The sequence below is a fragment of the Bradyrhizobium sp. ISRA464 genome (assembly GCF_029910095.1).
Classification (GTDB): Bacteria; Pseudomonadota; Alphaproteobacteria; order Rhizobiales; family Xanthobacteraceae; genus Bradyrhizobium.
On sequence record NZ_CP094526.1, the window covers coordinates 6,856,076 to 6,870,004 of the forward strand.

The window sequence follows — 13,929 nt, forward strand, 5'->3', positions numbered from 1 at the left end:
CAGCATCATACCGAAACGCATCGGCAACGCGCTCGTTCCCCGGCGCGTGCCTCACTCCGGGCTGATCTCAAGTTGCCCTGACCGATCCTTGATGCCACGACACCGACCACATGACGATGCTTCCTCATTGCCAAAGTCGTGATTGAGCCACTGTCGATTTTGCGACCGTGCGCGCCTTAGCCATCAGATGCCTTTGCCGTGGGCTACCGATCGCACAACGACGGTCCACCGGCCATGGCATCACCAGCAATCCGGGCTGTTTAGACTCTGCAGACGGCCCGGGCTCGCCCGAGAGCGCTCATCGGCCAAAGTCGACTCGTGCGATAGGACAAGGGCAACTTGCCTTCAGCGCCGGCTAGAAATGATAGGCGAGCGGATTTGCTTCAACTATTGCGCGACGTCTGGGAGAGCTGGACACAGCGCGCTCAAGCCGCTGCCGCAGCGCCGCAGACGTGCGACTGGCAGTTGGCGGGACAAACCCTGGCGCAGGCGCCGCAGCCGATACAGGCGCCCTGATCGTTCATCACCATGATTTTCTTCTCGATCTCATCGTCATCATCGTCGAGGTCGACAAGTTCGCCTTCCTCGTTGATCCCCTTCAGCGTCATGACGTCACGACCACAGACCTTGAAGCAGCGGCCGCAGCCGATGCATTTCTTGGCGTCGATTGAATTCAGGTAGTCCGGCGTCCAGTTCCGGCCGTCGCGCGTGGTAAGTGACATGATCCGATATCCTTTTAAGCTTTCTCTAGCCGCTTCAGATCCTGGCTCTTGCGCTCGAGTTCGGCGTAGGCATCGTGCGCCTTCCGCGCCACCGCGATGATCGAGGTCCAGTTAACGGGTAACTCCTCCGAAAGGTCGTGCAGATCCATTTTGGCCTGCAGCGCCTTAGCCGACAGCCTCTTCAACTCTGCTTTCAGTGTTTCACGATCGCTCATGAGCCGCCCTCAATAATTCGCCACGTCAGGGAATTTCTGAATCATCCTGATCCCGTCTCCGATATACTTTCCTCCCTCGTCTGCGAGTTTTGCGAAATTGTCGAAGCCGAAGCGGTGGACGTCGCGCAACTGCTTGTTCACCACAATCAGCCGCCCGCCGATCAGCACCATGCGGCCAAAACCTTCATGGTGCATCTTCAGCATCGGCTGGATCATCACACCGGTCGCCTTTTCGATCGAGAGCGCGACCGCATTGAAGAATAGCTCCAACCGCCAGACCGTATCGGGATCGGGATCGCCGACAATTGGCAACTCACGCCGCTTCGCTTTATCCAGAACGTAAGGTTCGAGGAGTTCGAGATCGCTCTTGCTCTCCCACGCTGCGTTGGTCTCCTCAGCGCGCCAAACCTTGAGCAGTTCTTTGACGAACGGAGCGTCGAGCGCGGTTTCGGATTGCACCGTTTCTGCAGCCACAGTCAACTCGTCCTCACTCGTCAAGGTCGAACGTGCGCTTGCGGTCCTTCGCCAAGGCCTTCCGCAGCCAGGGAGGTGGCGTCCCTTTCAGGACGCGCTGGAGCTTTTCGAGCAACCCGAGGATGTTCTCGGGCTTGTTGACCTTGATGGGATGGATCTTGTTGGCCACCACACGCGCGGCGGCAGAGCCGCCGATGGCACCGACATAGAGGATGGCGCAATCCTTGATTGCCTCGATCTTCGGCGCAAGCTTGTCCTCGTTGCCGTCTTCCTTGAGATCGCCGTCGAACTGGATGGCCTTCAAAAACACGTGCCCGCCTGGCGCGACATCGTAAATCACAATGTTTCTGGCCCAGCCAAAATGCGCGTCAACGCGCCTCAGGTCCTGGGTCGCGAATGCCACTCTCATGCCATCGACCTCTCTGTCGCCTCGATGAAGCCATTACGGCGGCCGGACTTTGACGGCAGTGCCGAGATTCGCCAGCGATCCGGCGTTGGCTGATGATTCTCCTCGCGGTCGGCAATCACGAGATTGGCGATATCGAAGATAAGGTCGCGCGTGCCGCGATAGCCGACGGACAATTGATGTCCGGCGCCAATCCGATCGAACATCGGAAAGCCCGCGCGATAAAACGGAATCTTCAGCCGCGCCGCGGCTTGCCGGCCATGCGAATGGGTGATCAGCAAATCGCAGTTCCTGGTCTTGGCCAACGTTTCCAGATCCTCGAGATCGCCAACCAGCACCTCGCTGGTCCTGATCTTCTTTAGCACCGCCGACTGTGTCGTCGTGACGGCTGCCTCCACCTGCGCGCCCATCTCGTGCAGCATGCTGGACAGGTCGAACAACAGGTCCGGCTCGGCACCGATCGCAAGTCTACGGCCGCCGATATGGAAGTGCGCATCCAGCATCGCATCAGCGAGCTGTCCGCGCTGGCGTCGATACTTCGGTGGTATCGGACGACCGCTGATTTCGCTCAGAAACGCGATGAATTCGTCGTTGGGAATCAAGCCGCACAGCCGCTCGAACAGGCGAAATGGCACGCCGGTCTTGGCTTGCATGGCTTCCGCCGCGCGCCGCATCTGCGCACCGATTGCGATGGTCCAGCCGGCCCGGCCCATGTTGGCGACTTCGTCGACCCCAATGCCGCCGATGGTTGTTGGCGTAAACTCGTCAGGGATATGCCCATCTAGCGATCCCGCCAGATCGGGCAGAAAGGATGGCTGTAGCCCGAAATCCTCCAGCATGACCCTGAGTTCATCCAGATCACCCGGCGTGAGGTGGCATCCTGGAAGCACATTTACTTGCGAGGGATTGCGCGGCGCCTTGACCGCACGCGGCTCCACCAGCACCTCGACAATGCGCGTCACGGCCTTCTCCCAGCCATCCTGGAACGCGTCTTTGAAATCGGGCGTCGAGACATAGACCAGAGGCAACTTGGCGACTTGCGGATGTTTGTCTCGGATCAGCTTGATATAGGCGTCAACATCATCACCATTGGTTTCGGTCACTCCGGTCGAGCAAATCCCGATGAGCTTTGGCTTGGTGCGATTATAGATATTGAGGATCGCCTGCTCGAGATTGTCATAGCCGCCGAGAACGGTCGCGACCTCGCTCATGGCGGTGGTCTGCAGCGGTACCGCCTCCTTGAAATGCCGCACAAACAGCGTCAGCCCGAACGACGTGCAGCCTTGGGAGCCGTGCAGCAGTGGCATCGCTCCACGAAGCCCCATGAAGGCGAATGCGCCACCGATCGGCTGGCTCATCTTCAGCGGATTGACCGCGCAGGCCTTCTTCGGCATCGAGACGGTAGCCATGACAGCGTCCTATTCCGCGGCCTGCATTGCGGACGGAGAAGAGGCCAGAAGGTTCTCGATGCGGCGTCTGCAGCAGCCGCCGACCGCATTGGTGTGCTGTCTGACTGCCTCGACGCTGGTCAGGCCACGCGAACGAATGGCATCCTCGATCGTGCCAAGCTCGACTGTATTGCAGAAGCAGATCTTCTTCGCGCGGTGCGACGTCTGCTTGAGCGCCGGATCGGAGACGGAGTCAGGACTCTGGGAATGCGTCTGCAACGCCCTCGCCAACGCGTCCCAGGGCGCCGGTCGACGCAGCTGTTCCCACATCGGGTTTGACAGCGATTTGTCAATCTCTGAAACCAGCTTGACCATTCCAACGTAGCCCAGATAGGCGTGGCAACGCTCCTGATTGATGTCGAGCCATGGCATCGCCGCTTTGAGTGCGACGAACTGGGACTTTCCGCCTGAGAGCATGATGTCCGCTTTCGCATCCTTCAGCATTTTGTACATCTCACGCGGCGGCATGTCCTCGATCATATGGGCATCGTGTCTCAGCAACTCCTTGATGCGCTCCTTGTCTTCACTGGTGGATTTCTTGACGCTGGTTCCGACCAGCTCGAGGCCGGCCTCCTGCAATGCGGCGACGACTGACCAGGATTTGACGCCGCCCGTGATCAACAAGACCTTCTTGCCCTTGAAGCGCGGCTTATACGGCTCAATGGCTGCCCATGCCCGCGCCTCTTCGCGCACGATCACCGCCTCGGTACGCGCAATCAGCTCTTCCGCTGCGCCGCGCTCGACCAAGAGCCGCGCAATCTGCCGCAATGAATCACTGGAATCCTGGATACCGTAGAATGAACCTTCGAAAAACGGGATGCCATAGCGCTGTTCCATCTTCCGCGCGACATTGATCATCGCTTTCGAACAGACCAGCATGGCCGCGCGCGCCCGATGCGACGAGGCGACTTCGCGGTATCTGCCATCACCTGAAATGCAGGAGAGAATGCGGATTCCCAGTTCGTCCAGCAGCGGCTTGACCTGCCAAAGCTCCCCGGACAGATTGTACTCCCCGATCAGATTGATGTCGTACGGCGTCGTGTACTCCGGCTCCTGCGTTCCAATGACATGCTCGAGCAAAGCCTCGCCGGCCAGCTTGTTGCCGAGATTCTTGGAACCGACGAAGCCCGGCGCATTGACGGGGATAATCGGCTTGCCGAATTTTTGCGATGCAGACTTGCAGACCGCATCGATATCATCGCCTATCATGGCGGGAATACAGGTCTGATAGACGAAGATGGCGGGCGGGTCGCATTTGTCGACGATCTCCTTGATCGCCTTGTAGAGTCGCTTCTCGCCTCCAAATACGACGTCGGTTTCCGTCATGTCGGTTGTAAATCCGCTACGCCACAGGCTTGAGCCCGAAGACGCCGCACCCCGGTTGTCCCACGAATTGCCTTCGCACGCGATCGGACCGTGCACCAGGTGAGCTACGTCGGTGAAAGGCTGCAGCGCGATCTTTGCGCCGTCGAAGGCGCAGCCGCCCGCAGCGCTGCCCGGCTGCAGCTGCTTGGTGCAACCCTTCTTGCGCTCGGCATCCGACTTGTTGGCATTCCTGGCACAGCCCGGTTCGTTAAAGATGCCCTGGACCATAGCCGGTAGAGAACTCATCGACATCTTCCCTCTCAACCGAAGCTATCTGCAAGATCAGGTGGTCGTGTCCTTCCATCGCCGACTTTCGCCGGCGATGGCACGCGCATCGATCAACGAATGATGTCGAAGCTGTAGTCGGTCTTGCCGAGGATGCTGGTTTTCTTGTCGATCTCGTCGAAGATCTTGTCGAGGATCTTCACCAGCACGTTCATGCCGCCCTGGTATCCCCAAATCGGAGAGCGGTGATGGTGATGCCGATCAAAAATTGGAAAGCCGATACGAATCAGCGGCGTGCCTGTGTCGCGCTCCAAATACTTCCCGTGGGTGTTTCCGATCAGGAAATCGACAGGTTCAGTAAACAGGAGCGAGCGCATGTGCCAGAGGTCTCGGCCTGGATAGGCGTGGCAATTCTGCCCAAATGGCGAACTCGCAAACAGCGCCTGGATTTTCTCCTCCCAGGGCTTGTTGCCGTTTGTGGACAGCACATGGACCGGCTCGGCGCCAAGCTCGAGCAGGAAGGCAGCCAGCCCATAGCAGAGATCTGGATCACCATAGATCGCGAATTTCTTGCCATGGATGTGCGTGCTGGAATCAGCGACCGCATCGACCAAACGACCGCGCTCGCGCGCCAATTCCTCCGGGATGGTCTTGCCGCTGATGCGCGACAGCGTCATGACCAACTCATCCGTTGCGGAAATGCCCAGCGGGTAATTGAAGGCCATGACTTCCTGGCCGTGGTCGGCGATGAAGGGCAGGGTTTTTTCCGTGCACCACTGCTGCATGGAGATCGTTGCCTTGGCATGAACCGCCTTCGCGGCATCTTCCAATCTGGTGCCCCCGTCATACATCCGGAACTCGCCGTCCGTCGGTGTATCGAACACGTCGGAATTGTCGGCGAGGATGGTGTATTCGATACCCATCAAGTCCAAGATGCGCTTGATCTCGCGTAGGTTTCCGACTGTATAGCCGTCGAAACCACCAATGAGGTTGATTTTATCGTTGGGCCTGCGCTCGAGCTTCGGCGCTGTTCCGGCCTTGCCGTCCCAAAAATGCTCCAGGATGCCTTTGAGCGTATTGTCGTAGCCGGTAACATGGCTACCGACGAAGGCCGGCGTGTGCGCGAATGGCACGTCGAAGTCGGCCGGAACCGAACCCTTTTCCTTTGACGTCTTGATGAAGGCATTGAGATCGTCGCCGATCACCTCGGCCATGCAGGTGGTGGAGACGGCAATCATCTTGGGTTTGTACATATGATAGCTGTTGGCCAGCCCGTCGATCATGTTGTTCAGGCCGCCAAATACGGCAGCGTCTTCCGTCATCGACGAGGAGACGCAGGAGCTTGGCTCCTTGAAGTGTCGCGACAGGTGGCTTCGGTAATAGGCCACACAGCCTTGGGAGCCGTGCACGAAGGGCAGCGTGCCTTCGAACCCAACCGAGGCGAACACCGCGCCGAGCGGCTGGCAGGCCTTCGCCGGGTTGACCGTCAATGCTTCTCGCGCAAAATTCTTCTCGCGATATTCGGCTGTCTTCGTCCATTCCCTGACGCGTTCGACGTCGGCGGGATCGCGCCGGTTCTCGAACATCTTCTTGTTGTCCAGCATCTGCTGGTATTCCGGACCGCGGAACAGGTCGAAGTGATCGAGCACGTGTTCGGCACTCTGCGGCATAAGTAAGACCCTTCTTAGATATCGTGATTGATGTCGCTCAGCTCCCGGCGGAGAGCGGAGATCTGTTCCGTCACTCAGCAGCCATCAGATTGCGGCTCGGAACATCTTTCCAGGGCGCCTTCATCTTCTTCCAGATCGGAGAGTTGACGGCCATGTCCATGTCGCGCGCGAAGATCGCAAACCCGTCATAGCCATGATAAGGCCCCGAGTAGTCCCAGGAATGCATCTGCCTGAACGGCACACCCATCTTCTGGAACACGTATTTTTCCTTGATGCCCGATCCGACGAGATCGGGCTGTATCCTTTCGACAAAGCGCTCGAACTCGTAGCCATTGACGTCGTCGTAGATGAGCGTGCTGTCCTTCACATAGTGCTGGGCGGTGCGCTGATAGTCGTCATTGTGACCGAACTCGTATCCAGTGCCGACGACCTCCATGCCGAGATCCTCATATGCACCGATCACATGACGTGGACGCAGCCCGCCGACGAACAGCATCACGGTCTTGCCTTCCAAGCGCGGGCGATACTTAGCGATCACGGCATCCACCAGCGGCTGGTATTTTTCAATCACCCGCTCGGCACCCTCCTTGATCTTATCGTCGAAGTAGCTCGCGATCTTGCGCAGGGATTCTACAATTTTTGAAGGGCCAAAGAAGTTGTACTCGCACCAGGGAATACCGAACTTCTCTTCCATGTGACGCGAGATGTAGTTCATTGAACGGTAGCAATGCAGAATGTTGAGCTTTGCCTTCGGCGTAGCCTCGAGCTCCGCCAACGACCCGTCGCCCGACCACTGTGCGATCACGCGCAGGCCCATTTCCTCGAGCAGAATTCGAGATGACCAGGCATCGCCGCCGATATTGTAGTCGCCGATGATCGCGACATCGTAAGGCGTCGATTCGAACTTCGGTTCGCCTTTCGATCCGCTCTTGTCGAATATCCAATCACGCACCGCGTCGTTGGCGATGTGGTGGCCAAGCGATTGCGACACGCCGCGGAACCCCTCGCAGCGAACCGGCACAATCGTCTTGCCGCCATATTCCTTGGACTTATTTCTGGAGACCGCTTCGATATCGTCCCCGATCAACCCGATCGGACATTCCGACTGGATGGTCATGCCGTTGTTGAGCGGGAACAGCTCCTCTATCTCATCCATGACTTTGACGAGCTTCTTATCGCCGCCAAACACGATATCCTTTTCCTGGAAGTCGGAAGTGAATTGCAAGGTCACGAACGTATCGACGCCCGTCGTGCCGACGTAATAATTGCGCCGCGAACCCCACGAATACTGGCCACAGCCGACCGGACCGTGGCTGATATGCACCATGTCCTTGATCGGCCCCCAGACGACGCCCTTGGAGCCCGCGTAAGCACAGCCGCGGATCGTCATCACGCCGGGTATGGATTTGATGTTGGATTTGACCCCGCAGTCCGACTTGCCGCTCTCGTGAACGTTAAGGTGCTTCGCGCGCCGTTTCGCGGTCTTCTCCGGATAGACTTTCAGCACCTCGGCGATCAGCTCTTTGTTTCGCGCCCTGATTTCTGCGATGCTCTGGGTCGTGGCGAGACTCATGCTGATGTCCTTCAGATGTTTGCTGTTACGATTCCGGCCTTCGGCCAAAGCTTTTGCAACCAGCGTGCCAGCTCGGTGTAAGCATCACAATTGACGCGTTTGCAGTCAGTTAGCGCTCCTTCTGCGATGGAGGTGGAGGATTGTTGCGAATCCGACATCGCTCCCTGTCTCGAGAGATCCTCGTTTGGTTCCGTTCGAAACACGGCAACAGCAGCCGGGCGACGTCTTAAATTCGCTACAAGCCCGTCGAGGATTGCGGGTACCTGGACGATGCCCGAGTGCCGAGAGGCGTCGGTCCTGTCGACGCCGCCACGACGATCCATCGTCGCTCGGGCCAGTCGTGCATAGCTCATTACCCGGCGCAATTGCACATTTGCACCTGTCCACCTCGCAGGCGTGAACTCAATCGCGTCAGCAGCCCAGCCACTGAAATCGTGGCAGGTCTACCCCCCTTACGAGAAAAGCTTCTGGGCCTTGACAAGCGCACCCGCGAGCACATCAATCTCTTCATGCGTGTTATAAAGACCGAAGGATGCGCGGCACGTTGCAAGCAGGCCAAAGCGCTTGAGCAGCGGCATCGCGCAATGGGCTCCGGCACGCACTGCGACCCCGTCGCGATCGATAAGGGTGGCAAAATCATGCGCATGCGCGGCTTTCATATCAAAGGAGATGATCGCGCCCTTCTCTGCCGCCGTTCCGATGATGCGCAAGGAGTTGATGCTCCGCAGCTTCTCCTGCGCATAAGCGAGGAGTGACCGCTCGTGCCCGCGGATCTGTGCCTTGCCGATCGAATTGATGTAGTCCGTCGCTGCGCCAAGCCCGATCGCCTCGACGATAGGCGGCGTGCCGGCCTCGAACCTATGTGGGGGGTCGCCGTAAGTGACGCCGTCACGGGAGACTTCACGCATCATCTCGCCACCGCCGTTGAAGGGCGGCATCGAGGCGAGATGCGCATATTTTCCGTAAAGCACACCGATGCCGGTGGGACCATACAGTTTGTGACCGGTCATGACGTAGAAATCGCAATCAATGTCGCAGACATCGACATCTAGATGGACGCACCCTTGCGAGCCATCGATCAACACGGGAATGTCACGAGCGCGTGCGATCCTCACCACCTCTTTTACCGGCACGACGGTGCCGAGCACGTTAGACATCTGCGTGACCGCGACCATCTTGGTACGGTCGGTCAGAAGCGCTTCGAATTGGTCGAGGAGAAAGTTACCATCGTCGTCCACTGGCGCCCATTTGATGACCGCGCCGAGGCGCTCTCTCAGAAAATGCCAGGGCACGATGTTGGCATGGTGCTCCATGATCGAGAGGACGATCTCGTCGCCCGGGGTGATATGCTCACGCCCGAAGCTCTGGGCAACCAGATTGATCGCCTCTGTGGCGCTGCGGGTAAAGACAATCTCTTCGGTTCGACGCGCGTTTAAGAACTTTGCCACCTTGGCACGCGCGCCCTCATAGGCCTCTGTTGCGGCGTTGGCGAGATAGTGCAATCCGCGATGGACGTTGGCACATTCGCTGGAGTAGGCCTGCATCATGCGGTCGAGCACTGCCTGCGGCTTTTGCGCAGATGCGGCGTTATCGAGATAAACCAATGGCTTGCCATGGACCATCATGGCCAGCGCGGGAAACTCGCGACGCAGTCGGTCGACGTCATATGCGCCAGAGCTAACCGCTGGATGCATGCTCATCGCCGCGCCTCCAGCCAGCGCTGGATCTGCCCGACCGCATAATTGCGCAGGCTGTCATTATCGATCTCCTCCACGGCTTCGCCCACAAATGCCTCAATCAGCAGCGTCTGCGCATCGAATTCGGACAGACCACGAGCGCGCAGATAAAATAGGAGATTCCGGTCCAGCGTCCCTAGTGTCGCGCCGTGGCCGCAGGTAACGTCATCGGCCATGATTTCGAGTTCTGGCTTGAGATCAGCCTCGGCCTGGTCAGACAGGAGCAGCGCTCTCGCGGTCAGCTTGCCGTCAGTCCTGCGTGCCCCTGGACGAACAATGATACGTCCCCGGAACACCGAGCGAGCGTGATCGTTGACGACGGTGCGGAACTTCTCCTGGCTCCTGCAATGCGGCGCGGCGTGATCGACGACGAGCGTTGCGTCCGCATATTGCTCGTTTTTGATCAAGTTGACGCCGTTGGCAGAGAGCTCTGTTCCTTCGCCCGCCAGCGTAATGAATGCTTGATAGCGACTGAGGGCGCCACTGTCGGTCATATTGAACAAATTGAGTTTCGCGTTGGCACCGACCGCAGTGATCCCGGACGAGATGTTCACGGCATCGGCCGCATCTGCTGCCACGCGAAGGTGCGATAGGACCGCCTCATCACCAAGCAAAGCAATCATCAGATCGTTGGCCTGGTAGCCAGACGCGCCTTCGGCCGTGACAAAGCTTTCCACCAGGGCCACATGCGCGCGGTTTCCAAGGTGCAGATATGAGCGCGTAAAGCTGGATGCCGATGATCCGGTTGCGACGTGAATGATCTGGATCGGACGGTTCAACGCGCTGCCTGCAGCGACGGTCATCACCAGGCCGTCGGTCACCATCGCTGTATTGAGCGAAATAACCGGATCGTCCCTCGTCGACAGCACCAGGCCGGCCATGGCGTCTGCGGCCGCGCTCTCCAGAACTTCGCGCAGCGTCCGTAGCTCGATGCCACTTTCGAGCTCGGCGAGATCAGATAGTCCAGGCGCGAAGGCGCCGTCAACCAGAACCAGCTTGGCCGCCCGCTCGATTGCCGCTTGCTGGACCGCGTCTCTCGCCCGCGCCAATGCAGCCGCATCGGGATGCGCGGCGAGTGGGAGCACATCGCGCATCAGCATGCGCGGATCAGTGTATTTCCGGTTCTCGATGCGGCGGCGTGGCAGGCCCGCACGCTCGTAAATCTCAAATGCCCTCGTGCGGATATCGAGGACAGGGCCCGCACCCGGCAGCCGTGCGCGCGCTGCAGCGAACACGTTCTCCACTGTGCAGCCGGCACCAGTTTCAGCCGGAACCGGACTCATCTGAAAATCCATCGAGGCCTCAAGCCGCGTCCCCGTATCGGGCGTATCCGGAGGCCTCAAGCTCGATCGCGAGGTGCTTATCGCCGCTCTTCTTCACGCGCCCTCTCGCCATCACGTGCACGGTATCCGGCACGACGTGGTTCAGAAGCCGCTGATAGTGGGTGATGATGACGATCGCGCGGTCCGGCGAACGAAGCGCGTTGATTCCGGCGGCCACGACCCGCATCGCGTCGATATCGAGGCCGGAATCTATCTCATCCAATATGCATAGACTCGGCTCGAACAGTGCCATCTGCAAGATCTCGTTGCGCTTCTTCTCTCCGCCGGAGAAGCCGACATTGACGCCGCGCTTCAGCGCGCTCTGCGGGATGCTCAGCGACTTGGCGACCTGGCGAACCCTCTTCAGAAAGGCCGGCGTAGAGAACTCCTCTTGGCCGCGCGCTTTGCGCTGGGCATTGAACGCCGTGCGCAGGAAGTTCATGGTGGCGACCCCAGGAATCTCGAGCGGATATTGGAACGCCAGGAACACGCCCTTCGCCGCACGCTCGTTCGGCTGCATCGCCAGGAGATCTTCGCCCCGAAACAGAATCTGTCCGTCCGTCACCTCGTAACCCGGCTTGCCGGCGATGACGTGGGAGAGCGTCGACTTGCCGGAGCCGTTCGGCCCCATGATCGCGTGCACCTCGCCGGCATTGACCAAAAGGTCGAGCCCTCGAAGTATTTCGCGGTCCTCGACACGAACATGCAGATCTCGGATTTCGAGTAATGGCATACTAGCTCATCCCGCAATACAGCATTCCATAGGGCGAGCTGCATTTGGCATGCTCGCGGCACATGCAACTATCCGACGGCCCCTTCGAGCGAGATCGAGATCAGCTTCTGCGCTTCCACCGCGAACTCCATGGGCAGCTTTTGAAGTACGCCCTTCACGAAGCCGTTGACGACCAGGCCGATGGCTTCTTCCTGCGAGAGTCCGCGCTGGATGCAGTAGAACAGCACGTCCTCGGAGATCTTCGAGGTGGTCGCCTCGTGCTCGAACGTCGTCAACGAATTCTTGGCCTCGATATAGGGCATGGTGTGCGCGCCGCACTTGTCGCCGATCAAAAGCGAGTCGCAGGCGGTATAGTTGCGCGCGCCGGTGGCCTTGCGGTTGGCGCTGACCAGGCCGCGATAGGTGTTCTGCGATTTGCCGGCCGCGATGCCCTTGGAGATGATCCGGCTCGAGGTGTTCTTGCCGAGGTGAAGCATCTTGGTGCCGGAGTCGACCTGCTGGAAGCCGTTCGAGATCGCGATCGAGTAGAACTCGCCGCTCGAATTGTCGCCGCGCAGGATGCAGCTCGGATATTTCCAGGTAATCGCCGATCCGGTCTCGACCTGGGTCCAGGAGATCTTCGAATGCTTGCCGCGGCAGTCGCCACGCTTGGTGACGAAATTGTAGATGCCGCCCTTGCCTTCCGAATTGCCCGGATACCAGTTCTGCACCGTCGAATACTTGATCTCGGCGTCATCGAGCGCGACGAGCTCGACCACGGCGGCATGCAACTGGTTCTCGTCGCGCTGCGGCGCGGTGCAGCCTTCGAGATAGGAGACGTAGGAGCCCTTGTCGGCGATGATCAGCGTACGCTCGAACTGGCCGGTGTTGCGCTCGTTGATGCGGAAATAGGTCGACAGCTCCATCGGGCAGCGCACGCCCGGCGGCACGTAGACGAACGAGCCGTCGGAGAACACCGCCGAGTTGAGCCTCGCGAAGAAGTTGTCGGAGGTCGGCACCACGCTGCCGAGATATTTCTGCACCAGCTCCGGGTGCTCGCGGATCGCCTCCGAGATCGGCATGAAAATCACGCCGGCCTTCTTCAGCTCCGCCTTGAAGGTGGTGGCAACGGAAACCGAATCGAACACGGCATCGACTGCGATCTTGCGGCTGGCCGACGGCTCGCCGCCGGGCGCAGGTTCGACGCCCTCCAGAATCGCGACCTCACGAAGCGGGATGCCGAGCTTCTCGTAGGTCTTGAGAATTTCGGGATCGATCTCCTCGATCGAGGACAGCGCCTTCTTCGGCTTCGGCGCCGCGTAATAGTAGATGTCCTGATAATCGATCTTCGGATAATTGACACGGGCCCAGGTCGGCTCCGTCATAGTCAGCCAGCGGCGAAACGCCTCCAGGCGCCATTCCAGCATCCAGGCCGGCTCGTCCTTTTTCGCGGAGATAAATCGGACGGTGTCTTCCGACAGCCCCTTGGGAGCCTTGTCGGACTCGATCAGCGTCTCAAACCCATATCGATACTGGTCGACGTCGATGCGCCGGACGCGCTCGACCGTCTCTTCTACAGCTACCATTGTTCGCTCCAACCACGTAAGGATGATGCTAGGCTATTCCGGCGAGTGCTGCGGCGCGCGCCTGATCGCAGAGATCACAGCCTTCTCGGGCGCAGCGGGCGCAACCAGGCCATCGACCGGAAAGGTGATAGCCGCCGACAAACCTCTCACATTCGCTGCGCGCTGCGGAGCCACTCATCGACCGCTCCTTTATGCTGGTACGCAGGTGCCGGGCACCGGGCATACAACGGCGCATTGCGGCGCCTCGAAACGCCCCTCGCATTGGGTGCATTTCTTCGGATTGATGACGTACATGTCGTTCTTGAGACTGATTGCGGCGTTGGGACATTCGAACTCGCATGCTCCGCACGCGGTGCACTGAGAGGCGATTATCTTGTAAGCCATCACTCCGAATCCTTGATCAGCCAATATGGACCGCAACTTCCCTTCAAGGATTGTGCCAAACTTCTGGCGTTCATGTATCTCGGTTGAGATG

13 protein-coding genes are annotated in these 13,929 nt (G+C 59.1%); all 13 read right to left on the bottom strand.

What is annotated here, in order from left to right; translation table 11 throughout:
• Window positions 1-425: 425 nt before the first annotated feature.
• The gene (fdxB, locus tag MTX19_RS31870; RefSeq protein WP_280973454.1) at window positions 426-722 is read right to left on the bottom strand and encodes a ferredoxin III, nif-specific; all 297 of its coding nucleotides are present in this window, start codon (window positions 720-722) and stop codon (window positions 426-428) included.
• Window positions 723-736: 14 nt separating this feature from the next.
• Entirely contained in the window at window positions 737-937 is a 201-nt protein-coding gene (locus tag MTX19_RS31875) for a CCE_0567 family metalloprotein (RefSeq protein ID WP_280973455.1), read from the bottom strand.
• 9 nt (window positions 938-946) lie between these two features.
• Window positions 947-1,417 carry a NifX-associated nitrogen fixation protein gene (locus tag MTX19_RS31880; protein WP_280978235.1) on the bottom strand — a complete coding sequence of 157 codons (471 nt, stop codon included), beginning with the start codon at window positions 1,415-1,417 and terminating at the stop codon, window positions 947-949.
• Between the two features lie 7 nt (window positions 1,418-1,424).
• Window positions 1,425-1,820, bottom strand: coding sequence for a nitrogen fixation protein NifX (gene nifX, locus MTX19_RS31885; RefSeq protein WP_280973456.1), 396 nt, complete (start codon window positions 1,818-1,820; stop codon window positions 1,425-1,427).
• On the bottom strand, window positions 1,817-3,226 hold the full coding sequence (gene nifN, locus MTX19_RS31890) for a nitrogenase iron-molybdenum cofactor biosynthesis protein NifN (RefSeq protein WP_280973457.1): 1,410 nt from the start codon (window positions 3,224-3,226) through the stop codon (window positions 1,817-1,819). The genes nifX and nifN overlap by 4 nt, the downstream gene beginning before the upstream one ends.
• A 9-nt stretch (window positions 3,227-3,235) precedes the next feature.
• The gene (nifE, locus tag MTX19_RS31895) at window positions 3,236-4,876 is read right to left on the bottom strand and encodes a nitrogenase iron-molybdenum cofactor biosynthesis protein NifE (protein ID WP_280978236.1); all 1,641 of its coding nucleotides are present in this window, start codon (window positions 4,874-4,876) and stop codon (window positions 3,236-3,238) included.
• Window positions 4,877-4,968: 92 nt separating this feature from the next.
• Entirely contained in the window at window positions 4,969-6,525 is a 1,557-nt protein-coding gene (gene nifK / locus MTX19_RS31900; protein ID WP_280980793.1) for a nitrogenase molybdenum-iron protein subunit beta, read from the bottom strand.
• A gap of 70 nt (window positions 6,526-6,595) precedes the next feature.
• Window positions 6,596-8,098, bottom strand: coding sequence for a nitrogenase molybdenum-iron protein alpha chain (nifD, locus tag MTX19_RS31905; RefSeq protein ID WP_280973459.1), 1,503 nt, complete (start codon window positions 8,096-8,098; stop codon window positions 6,596-6,598).
• Window positions 8,099-8,550: 452 nt separating this feature from the next.
• Window positions 8,551-9,792, bottom strand: a complete 1,242-nt coding sequence (locus tag MTX19_RS31910) for a cysteine desulfurase (RefSeq protein WP_280978237.1) — start codon at window positions 9,790-9,792, stop codon at window positions 8,551-8,553.
• A gap of 2 nt (window positions 9,793-9,794) precedes the next feature.
• Window positions 9,795-11,117 carry a Fe-S cluster assembly protein SufD gene (gene sufD / locus MTX19_RS31915; RefSeq protein ID WP_280978238.1) on the bottom strand — a complete coding sequence of 441 codons (1,323 nt, stop codon included), beginning with the start codon at window positions 11,115-11,117 and terminating at the stop codon, window positions 9,795-9,797.
• A 19-nt stretch (window positions 11,118-11,136) separates the two neighbouring features.
• On the bottom strand, window positions 11,137-11,889 hold the full coding sequence (gene sufC / locus MTX19_RS31920; protein ID WP_280973460.1) for a Fe-S cluster assembly ATPase SufC: 753 nt from the start codon (window positions 11,887-11,889) through the stop codon (window positions 11,137-11,139).
• A gap of 68 nt (window positions 11,890-11,957) precedes the next feature.
• A complete protein-coding gene (gene sufB / locus MTX19_RS31925) occupies window positions 11,958-13,454 on the bottom strand; it encodes a Fe-S cluster assembly protein SufB (RefSeq protein WP_280973461.1) in 1,497 nt (498 codons plus the stop codon).
• A gap of 189 nt (window positions 13,455-13,643) precedes the next feature.
• Complete coding sequence (locus MTX19_RS31930) at window positions 13,644-13,838, bottom strand: 4Fe-4S binding protein (RefSeq protein ID WP_280973463.1); 195 nt, start codon at window positions 13,836-13,838, stop codon at window positions 13,644-13,646.
• Window positions 13,839-13,929: the final 91 nt, after the last annotated feature.